At 65.2% G+C, this 9,283-nt stretch carries 5 protein-coding genes and 5 pseudogenes; 1 reads left to right on the forward strand and 9 read right to left on the reverse strand.

The window, feature by feature from the left end; genetic code table 11:
- A partial coding sequence (locus ACZ4NT_RS37835; RefSeq protein WP_467729921.1) for a transposase family protein occupies positions 1 to 558 on the reverse strand: 558 nt, incomplete at its 3' end.
- Positions 559 to 1,037: 479 nt separating this feature from the next.
- Between ACZ4NT_RS37835 and ACZ4NT_RS37840 the strand changes: the two are divergent.
- Positions 1,038 to 2,494, forward strand: a pseudogene (locus tag ACZ4NT_RS37840) (NF041680 family putative transposase).
- Positions 2,495 to 2,800: 306 nt separating this feature from the next.
- Here ACZ4NT_RS37840 and ACZ4NT_RS37845 read toward each other — a convergent pair.
- The 8 genes and pseudogenes from ACZ4NT_RS37845 to ACZ4NT_RS37880 all read right to left on the reverse strand — a co-directional run.
- Positions 2,801 to 4,156, reverse strand: a complete 1,356-nt coding sequence (locus ACZ4NT_RS37845) for a hypothetical protein (protein ID WP_467729923.1) — start codon at positions 4,154 to 4,156, stop codon at positions 2,801 to 2,803.
- Positions 4,157 to 4,223: 67 nt separating this feature from the next.
- Positions 4,224 to 4,871 (reverse strand): FadR/GntR family transcriptional regulator, encoded by a 648-nt coding sequence (locus tag ACZ4NT_RS37850; RefSeq protein ID WP_467729925.1) that lies wholly within the window; start codon positions 4,869 to 4,871, stop codon positions 4,224 to 4,226.
- 242 nt (positions 4,872 to 5,113) lie between these two features.
- On the reverse strand, positions 5,114 to 6,838 hold the full coding sequence (locus tag ACZ4NT_RS37855; protein ID WP_467729927.1) for a TIGR03767 family metallophosphoesterase: 1,725 nt from the start codon (positions 6,836 to 6,838) through the stop codon (positions 5,114 to 5,116).
- A 169-nt stretch (positions 6,839 to 7,007) separates the two neighbouring features.
- Entirely contained in the window at positions 7,008 to 7,163 is a 156-nt protein-coding gene (locus ACZ4NT_RS37860) for a hypothetical protein (protein WP_467729929.1), read from the reverse strand.
- Between the two features lie 22 nt (positions 7,164 to 7,185).
- Positions 7,186 to 7,591 (reverse strand): annotated as a pseudogene (locus ACZ4NT_RS37865) (leucine zipper domain-containing protein); the annotation flags it as partial.
- A 76-nt stretch (positions 7,592 to 7,667) separates the two neighbouring features.
- Positions 7,668 to 8,417, reverse strand: a pseudogene (locus ACZ4NT_RS37870) (NF041680 family putative transposase); the annotation flags it as partial.
- A 55-nt stretch (positions 8,418 to 8,472) separates the two neighbouring features.
- A pseudogene (locus ACZ4NT_RS37875) lies at positions 8,473 to 8,928 on the reverse strand (IS3 family transposase); the annotation flags it as partial.
- A 52-nt stretch (positions 8,929 to 8,980) separates the two neighbouring features.
- Positions 8,981 to 9,271 (reverse strand): annotated as a pseudogene (locus ACZ4NT_RS37880) (IS3 family transposase); the annotation flags it as partial.
- Between the last annotated feature and the right edge of the window lie 12 nt (positions 9,272 to 9,283).

Below are 9,283 nucleotides of genomic sequence, written 5' to 3' on the forward strand. Positions count from 1 at the left end.
CACGAGTCCGGTGCCTGGATAGCCACCGTCGGCGATAGTCATGGTCGTGCCGACGGCGGCCTTCGCACCGGATTCCTCCCATGCCTTGCAGTCGTTGCGGTTCCCGGGCAGGGGCCGGCCGACCATGACGACAAGGCGGGTGTCGGCGTCGATGACGACCTGGTGGTTGGTGGAGTACCGGTAGTTCTTCGACTGCTCGGCGACGCCATGATCCCGGGTGGGCACCAGGGTGCCGTCCACGATCAGCACCGTGTCCTTCGCGAACCGCTTACGGGGCTGGAGAGCGAGCATCGGCCCGAGGTCATCGATGATCCGGTCCGCCGCCGACTTCGAGACCCCGAACAGCGGGGCCAGCTGCCGCATCGTCAGGTTGGTGCGCCAGTATGCGGCGACCAGCAGCGTCCGTTCCTCCAGTGGAAGACTCCACGGCCGGCCGCGCCGGACCGCGTCAGCCCCTGCGCGACGCAGTACCGTCACCAGTCTCCCGAACTGCCGCGGGCTCAGCCCGGAGAACGGTGCTATCCAGGACGGCTCCGACGCCGTGATCACACCAGCCACACCAAGACCATCCCAGCAGCCTTGCATCCGATCCATAGAGATGACCACCGTTGGGGGCCGAGAGATGACCGCAGCGCGCACGGCAGCCGCCGTGCTGGCCACATGGGCCACGCTGATCTTGCTTCTACTCGCGCCGTCGCCCCTGCCAGAGCACTGGCGCTACTACATCTACTCTCCAGCGAGCGTGGGCCTGTGGCTGCTGACCATGCTCTTCGCCCCTGTCGTGGTCTGCATCGTGAATGGCCATGAATCAAGTCGGGCGGCAGGTGAACCTCTACTTGTATACGAGCCCGCGGACTACCCCGTAACACCTGGTCATCAATTACGGGACGGCCCTTAGCTTGATCTTTAACTTGGTGTCTCGAATGCCGCGTCGAACTTGATCGCTCGGTCAGGGAAGTGACGGACAGCAAAGCGGCCTTCGTCTGAACATGTGATCCGACCAAGGAACACACATCTTCAGAACGAAGGCCGTGAGGATGAGTCTGCTGCATGGTGATGCCTGGCGGGAGTCGTTGGCTCAACTGTCATCCTTCCGGGAGGAGTTCTACGCCAGTCTCACAGCCCGTTCGGATGTGCTGTTCGAGATGACTGATGCCGTGCTGTGTGGTGACGGACCGGTGAGGTCGCTGGTCGGGTTGTCGTTGGTGGGTGAACATCGCCGCGGGCACGGTGGCCTCTATGCCGCTGTTGCCCGAGGCCGTATCGACACTGATCGCCTGCGGGAAGCCCTGGCTTCGGTACCGCTGCCGCGAGCCGGCGACGGCCGGCTGGTCCTGGCCGTGGATGTCACCTGCTGGCTGCGGCCCGCGGCCCACACCTCCCCGGAGCGGATCCTCTGCCACACCTACGGGCGGGGCAAGGACCAGCACATTCCTGTCCCGGGCTGGCCATACTCCATCGTCTGCGCGCTCGAGCCGGGCCGCAGCTCCTGGACCGCACCCCTGGATGCGCGGCGTCTGGCACCTGGCGACGACGCCGCCACCGTCACCACACGGCAACTGCGTGATTTGGTCGAACGACTCATCGCCGCCGACCAGTGGAAGCCCGACGACCCTGACATTCTCATCGTCGCCGATGCCGGCTACGACGCACCCCGTCTGGCCTTCCTGCTCAAGGACCTGCCCGTCCAGGTCCTGGCCCGGATGCGGTCCGACCGGGTCATGCGCAGGTCTGCCCCAACCCGGCAACCGCACACCGCAGGCCGGCCACCCCGACACGGCGCCGAGTTCGTCTTCGGCCGGCCCGACACCTGGGGCACTCAGGACGTCGAAACTCTCAACCACACTCGCCTCTACGGCACCGCACTCGCCCGCTCCTGGGACCGGCTGCATCCGAAACTCACGCATCGCTCATCCTGGGCGGCAGCCGACGCAACCCTGCCGATCGTTGAAGGCACAGTGATCCGTCTGGACATCAGCCACCTGCCCAGCGGAGCCACTCCAAAGCCGGTCTGGCTGTGGTGGTCAGGCACCGATGCCACTCCCGCGGACACCGACCGGCTCTGGCAGGTCTACCTGCGACGCTTCGACATCGAGCCACCTTCCGCCTGTTCAAACAAACCCTCGGCTGGACCTGCCCCAAGATCCGTACTGCGGAAGCGGCCGACCGCTGGACTTGGCTCGTTCTGGCCACTTACACCCAACTGCGACTGGCCCGCACCCTGGCCGCCGACCGCCGCCACCCCTGGGAGAAGCCGAGTCCCCCGGACAGGCTCACCCCGGCCCGCGTCCGCCGCGACTTTCGGCACATCCGCCCACAAGCCGCCTGCCCAGCCCGCGCACCAAAACCCTCCCGCCCTGGCACCGGACGGCCACTAGGTCAGAAGAACACCTGGCCCACACCACGCTACGACGTGCACACATCTGCCAGACGCCACCCAACGAAGCGGCACAAGACGAAGCCAACTGCCTCACGACCACGCCGCACAAGTTAAAGATCAAGCTAGGAACTCAACGGCCGCCCACGCAAGACGCTCGGCTGGAATACACCAGCCGAGCGTCTACGAGATCTACTCACCACCTAAGCCAGGCCGTACCGTCCGGAAAACAACGAAGCAGCCAGTCTTCGCGCCGGATTTGGGCCTGGCTCGGGGCTGCCGGAATTTCCAGGATGGCAGCCAAGGCACGTCACCACAATTCATGCCGATCGCCCCGTCGCCCCGTCAGTCGATATTTGCGTTTACAGTCAAGCGGTGATTCTGTCATTCATGTGGCATGACGCTATTGCTTGCGGGAAAGCCTTACTGGGTGCCGACTTCCGCGTGGGCCGTGCCTTTCAGTGTCCACTGCTTCTCCGTACGCCAGCCGCCCCGCCAGCGTTCGAGTAGGACGTGTGCGTCGGCCCGTTCGCTGTTGCGGCACATTGCGCCCGAACCGTCTGGGTTGGTGTAGGTGAGCGTGAGTGTGCCGTCTTCGGGCTGGGTGACCTCGACTCGGAGGCGGCGGAGCCCTGCCCTGCCGCTCACCGTCCAGACAGGCAGGCCGATCGTCGAGGTGAAGCGGCCTATTGCGGCCCAGCCGAACGCGGTGCGCTCGGCCCGGCGCGGCCAGGTACGGCCGTCCATGCGAAGTCGGAGGAAAACCAGTGGCGGCAGCCGGCGGAGCACGGGGCGGCGGGAGACTGCAGTGACGACCTCCAGGACGTCTCCGTTACCGAGGTCGGCGTGAAGCCATGCCCAGGTCTGTGCGTTGCCGTGGCCGTAAATCCGGGCGGATGCGCCGGGTGCGTCGTCGAGCCGGAGTGTTATGTCCCCGTAGGAGATGGTGCCGCGGTAGGAAGCCCGGGCTGCGGGCAGCATCTGCGCGGCTGGGAGCAGGGCATGGCGCCAGGACCAGCGAGGGAAGGTGAACAGAGGCGCTTCGGCGGCCTGTTCCGTGAGGTCCCACCGTATTTCTCCTGCTGAGCCGGTCAGCCGTCCGGGCGTGGCGGATACATTATCGACCACGAACCCTTGCTGGCCGCCGGGCCATTTTGGCGCCTGGAAGCGGGCATGCCGTACTGGCTCATCGGGGGGAAAAACCGCGGCCCAGCCATGCGCATAGGGATCTGTTCCGTCGGTAGGCGCTACCAGTTCGTGGTGTAGCCACAAGCCGGTGCCTGTTGCCGGATCAGTTGCGGTGGTGTACCAAACCTCGGTTCTACCGGCCTCGCCTTTCCACCGCGGAGCCATGAAAGACTGAGAAGCGGCAGTTTTGGGGAAACGAAAACTCGCGAGAAAGGGCACGAGACCTTTCACCACCGGAAAGCGCAGATCACCCGATCCGACCCGGGTACCGTTCTCGTAGAGCGTGAAGGGCAAACAGGTCATCGACCTAATCGGTCGACGAGGACTCACGGATTTCCAACCGTTCAGCGTAAACCGGCGGCCGTCTGCGATGAACCAGACCTGGTAGCGAATCCGGCACCCAGCCAGCGGTGATATCTCCAGTTTCCCGTTAGCGGCATGGTCATCGGTGTGGCCAGCTATGCGCACCCGCCCGGCAATCCGCGCATCCGTCGTGCCAGATGGATTCAGAACCTGATCAGCGGAAATCTGCAGGTCGAGGCATATTGCTCGGGGCTTACTGTCACTGTCTAAACGAACAGTACCGGTCATGGTCTCCCTGAATCGCGTTCCTCGTAAGCTCATGCAAGACCCTCTATCATGATCCGCTCCTTCATTTCTAGACTTTTTTGGCCGCGCTCTTCGCGGCGCTCCGGTCGCCCGCTACAACGGCGTCGACGACGGGCTTCAGCCGATCATGGGCCACAAAGGGATCCGTGAACGGACCTACCAGGGCAGCCCGTACCGGCAGGTAGGCATTAAAGCGGGTATTGGTGAGCAGTACGTAGACTCGATTGCCAGTTGCGTGGGCCAGGGCCCGGTGCACCTCGATGTCGGCAAGCTGTGCCCCGTCCCCAGCGTCAGCCCTTCGCACTGCCTCCAGAAGTTGCGTCAATTCGCCGCGCTGCGTGTCACTGCCGTGGACGGCGGCACGTCCGGCAATCAGTGCGCCGACACGGCGGCGAACTTCAAAGATTTCGCCGAACCAGTCAGGGTTGTGCCGCACGAGCATGGGTAGCAGATCAGCGCCCCCTGCACAGGCGTAGTCGCGCACGCGGGTACCGATGCCGTGATGGGTTTCTAGCAGTCCGGCCTGCACAAGTCGACTGAAAGCATGCTTGGGCGTCGTCCGGGTAACGCCGTACCCCTTGGCGAGTTCTCGCTCAGGAGGCAGGTAACTATCTGCAGCGTAGCGAGCGGCGAAAATATCCTCGCGCAGACGGCCTTTCAGAACATCAACAAGGGTTTCGCGGGGCAGCGTCTCCACGACTCACCTACTCAATCAGATGGATCACTGGAACAGCCACTCAATCGATGCGGCCGAGGGAAGTCAAGAGCTAGACGCCACTTCACTCCTGACCACGGAAGGAGATTCTGTTTGCCAGCCTGCCTCTGTAGGTTGTCGGCGTGCTGAGAGGATCAGCGTGACCGCTGATGACGCTACGGAAACCGCTAATGCCAGTTCTCATCAGAGACTCACGCCATAGCCAACAGCCCGTCGCCCAACCGTCACGAAGGGAAGGGGGCGGAAAGGAGGAGGTGGGTGTTGCGGTCGGTCGTCTGTCCATGACGTCCGGGGCTGGTTCTTTTCTGCCAGTCGTTGAGGGCCAGTTCGCGGGCTTTTGATGCCAGATCTGCGGGGGTGGCGAGGGTGCTGGTCCGAGGGGGTGCGTCGGTGTCGAGGATGGTGGTGAAGATTGAGACGGTATCTGGTGTGGTGGAGATTTCGATGAGCCGGCTTTGCTGGGGCCAGTCGATGTGGGCTGCGGTGGTGATTTCCCAGAAGCCGCCGGGTTTGGGCCAGGTGGAGGGCCGGGCGTGCGGCAGGATCCTGTTGTGGTGGGTGTGGCCGTTGACCAGCGCGATGACATTGGGGTGCTGCAGCAGCAGGGCCCGTACGTCGTCCCCGCCCCGCCGGGGGGACCACCAGCCCCAGGGGTCGACGGTGTTGTCCATGGTGTCCAAGGTGTGATGGGAGAAGATCACAAAAAGTCGCTCGGTGACGTCGTGGCTGATCAGGTCTCCGGTGGAGCTGAGGTACTGTCGGCTGCCGCGTCTGAGTTCTGTTTGCAGCCACCGGTACTGGTCGGCATCAAGGGAGCCACCGGCGCCACCGTTGTCGTTGACTGTGTCCAGTACGAGGCAGCGGATCGGCCCGTTGTCGAACGCGTAGTAGGCGGTCTCGTCCGCGCGGTTGGTGGCGGTGAACCCATGGCCCAGCGGCTTTCCCATGGTGGCGAAGTGCTCCTGAATCATCTGTGCCTTGCTGAGCAGGCGCCGTGCCGGATCCGGAGTCACGGTCCGCAGCGGACCGGTAAGAGCTGCCTTCAGTGTCTCGCCGATGTCCAGGCTGGCGGCCGTCTGCACGGTCTCCTCCAGGATGGCTGGCCATCCGACCGGCTTAAGGGTGCCGGTGGCGATCTCGTTCAGCAGCCATCCGGTGGGCGCGTTGCCCTGGACCAGACAGTCGTGGTTGCCGTAGACGGCGTACCAAGGCATACCAATCCCGGATGCGGTGAATGGACGACGTGCCTGCTCCAGCAGCCCTGGGATCTGTGGAAAGCCCCACAATTTCCTGGGCCGGTCGGTGGAGGCCGTGGGGTCAGGGTGCCAATAGGCGGCATCGAACCGCTCCAGGTCAGCAACTCCCTCCCAGCGGCTGAGGTTGCCGGAGTCGGGGCGGATGACACCGCCGTCCAAAAGGTCGATGTACCAGCGCACCTCGTTGAATTGGGCATTGTCCACACTGTCACCGGTCACCACCGCGAACGAGACCGGGAGCCCGGTTGCCGGCCCGCTCCCGACCCGGGCGACAGCACAGGCCATCGCATCCACCACATGCACGGACAGCATCTCTTGCGGACGATACGACGCCGTCAGAGCCGACCCCCAAGACGACGAACCAGGATCGCCATAGCGGTCGAGGAATTCCACCCGCGCCGGCGATTGCGCATCCGCCACGTGCAGGTCCGTCAACTGCGCAAACGCCAACAAAGGACGTCCCACCCCAGACGGGACACTCCCGCCCAACTCCCCGCGCACCACATGCGGCTCACCCGCACCCACCACCACGGCACGGTAGCCACCCACGCCCTCCGGACCGGGCAGCAGCGTCCGCGTCAGCGTCGTACTTGAAGTGTGCTCCTCAGCAAACGCCCGCCGCGGCAGCTCCAAAACACCCACCGCCGCGCCCAGCGCGGCAACCTCCAGCAGCCTTCGACGCGAAAAAGCCATGGACGCCCCGCCCTTCAGGATGGATGTGTGGCTCAGCCAGAGAACCGCCGACCAGTGGTCCCGTCAAGAGACCGCCACGAATGTTCGCTCCGGCTCATCCTGGCCGAACCTGGCTGTCACTTGATACTGAACCGTTCCGACTTTCCTGCCGTGATTTGTTGGTTGGTGATCAGTCAGTTCGTGGTTCGACGTACGCCTCGCCGATGCTGCCGATCGAGGGTCTGATGCCCTCGATGCGCAGGTGCTCGGTGAAGCGCACGCTGGTGTATTGGTTGCCCGCATCGCTGTGGTGGATGAACTGGCTGCGCTCGATGGGTGTGCCCACGTGACTGCGGCGCCGCAGTGCTATCCGCAGCGGCGCGTCGACCAGGCCGGTGGCGTTCGTAGCGGCGGGTGACCTGGCCGGTGGGCCGGTCGAGGGAGGACAGGCGGTTCAGGCCGTGGCGGACCAGGACGCGGTGCACGGTCGAGGCGGGCCAGGCCCAGGACCGGGCCGAGCCGTGCGGACCGAGCTTGCGGTCCTGGCGCAGGTGGCAGACGCGGGCCTCCACGTCCGCCGGGGTGCGGTGCGGTATCGTGGCGGTCGGCGAGACCCGGCTCGCCCTCGACCCGCCAGCGGCGGACCCACTTGTGGGCCGTGGCACGCGAGATTCCCATCTCGGCGGCCACATGTGCGACGGGACGGCGGGAACGGACACGCTCAACGAGCAGCCCCCTGCCATGAACTGTCAGCCGGGCATTACGGTGGGACACGAAGACCTCCGTGCGGTGCAGTCCTAGACAGCTTCACCACACCGGAAGTCTTCGCCATGATCAAGCCCCGCCAGCGTTAACATCGCTCGTGAGCAATACACCTAGCTTGATCTTTAACGTGTGCGGCGGGCTTCGGGGTGGCTGACTTCTTCTTTCGTCGTTTTGTCGGCTGTGTTTTCTGGGCTGTGTGCACGTCGTGGCGGGGTGTGGTTCGGGTGTTTTTGCGGCCCGGTGGCCGTCCGGGGCCGGGACGGGAGGGTTTCGGTGCTCTGGCCGGGCAAGCGGTCTGCGGGCGGATGTGCCGGAAGTCGCGGCGGACGCGGGCGGGAGTGAGCTTGTCCGGGGAGCTGGGTTTCTCCCAGGGACGGCGCCGGTCGGCTGCGAGTGAGCGGGCGAGACGGAGTTGGGTGTAGGCGGCGAGAATCAGCCAGGTCCAGCGATCGGCGGCCTCAGGTGTGCGGATCTTTGGGGAGGTCCAGCCGAGGGTCTGCTTGAACAGGCGGAAGGTGTGCTCGATGTCGAAGCGCCGCAGGTAGGAGTGCCAGAGACGGTCGGTGTCTGCGGGAGTGGCGTCGGTGCCTGACCACCACAGCCAGACTGGCTTGGGGTGGCTCTGCTGGGCAGGTGGTCGATGTCCAGGCGGATCACCGTTCCCTCGGCGATGGGGAGGGTTCCGTCGGCTGCGGCCCAGGAGGAGCGGTGGGGGCAGCTTGGGATGCAGCCGGTCCCAGGATCGGGCCAGGGCGGTGCCGTAGAGCCGGGTGTCTGAGCTTGTTCCGCTTTGACGGACACCCTCGGTGTGTTGGTCAGGCTGCCGAGGCGGTCTCGTATTCGGCAGGACTGCGGTAGCCGAGGCTGCTGTGGAGCCGGTGCAAGTTGTATCAGCCCTCGATCCACTGGAATATCGTGGCATGGGCAGCAGCCCGGCTGGGCCAGGGGTGGGCGTCGCCCAGTTCGTTCTTCAGTGTGGAGAAGAACGATTCCGCGAGTGCATTGTCCCAGCACTGCCCGGTACGTCCGGCGGACAGACGAATGTTGAACTGCGTTGCCAGAGCCGCGAGTTCCTGGCTGGTGTATTGGCAACCGCGGTCGGAGTGGAAGATTACCGGCCCGGAGGGGCGGCGGGTTGTGCGAGCTGCCTTGAGAGCGTCGGCGACGAGTTCGGTCCGCAGGTGGTCGGCGGTGGCCCAGCCGACGACGCGTCGGGAGGGGATGTCGATGACGGTGGCCAGGTAGAGCCGTCCTTCGTCGGTGGCGGTGTAGGTGATGTCCCCGCACCAGCGTGTGTCGATCGCTGCCGGGTCTGGGTGGAAGTCGCGAAGCACCAGGTCGGGACGGGTGACGGCATGGCAGGTCCGGGATGGTTGTGCGGTGCCCTCGTCTGCGGGTTCGGCCGACGAGTCCGGCCCGCCGCATCAGCCGGGCGACCCGGCGGCGTCCGCACCCCTCGCCCTCGCGCTTGAGGACGGCGTGGACGCGAGGGGCACCATAGATCCCGCGGGAGCGCTGGTGCACGGTGGTGATCTCCTTGTTCAACTCGGCGTCCTGCACCGCGCGTGGGCCGGGGGTGCCGTTGCGGCGGGCATAGTAGGCGGTCCGGGAGACCTCAAGCAGTCCACACGCTCGCTTGACGCTGTGACCTGCGGTTTTCTCCGCCTCGATGAACGGGTCCACGTTCACCGGGTCTCCTTT

The sequence above is a fragment of the Streptomyces sp. NPDC026417 genome (assembly GCF_055567695.1).

Excerpts from the sequence above, each read along its gene's own strand:
- ACZ4NT_RS37845 (WP_467729923.1), bottom strand. The coding sequence starts at position 4,156 with ATGACCGGTACTGTTCGTTTAGACAGTGACAGTAAGCCCCGAGCAATA.
- ACZ4NT_RS37855 (WP_467729927.1), bottom strand. The coding sequence starts at position 6,838 with ATGGCTTTTTCGCGTCGAAGGCTGCTGGAGGTTGCCGCGCTGGGCGCG.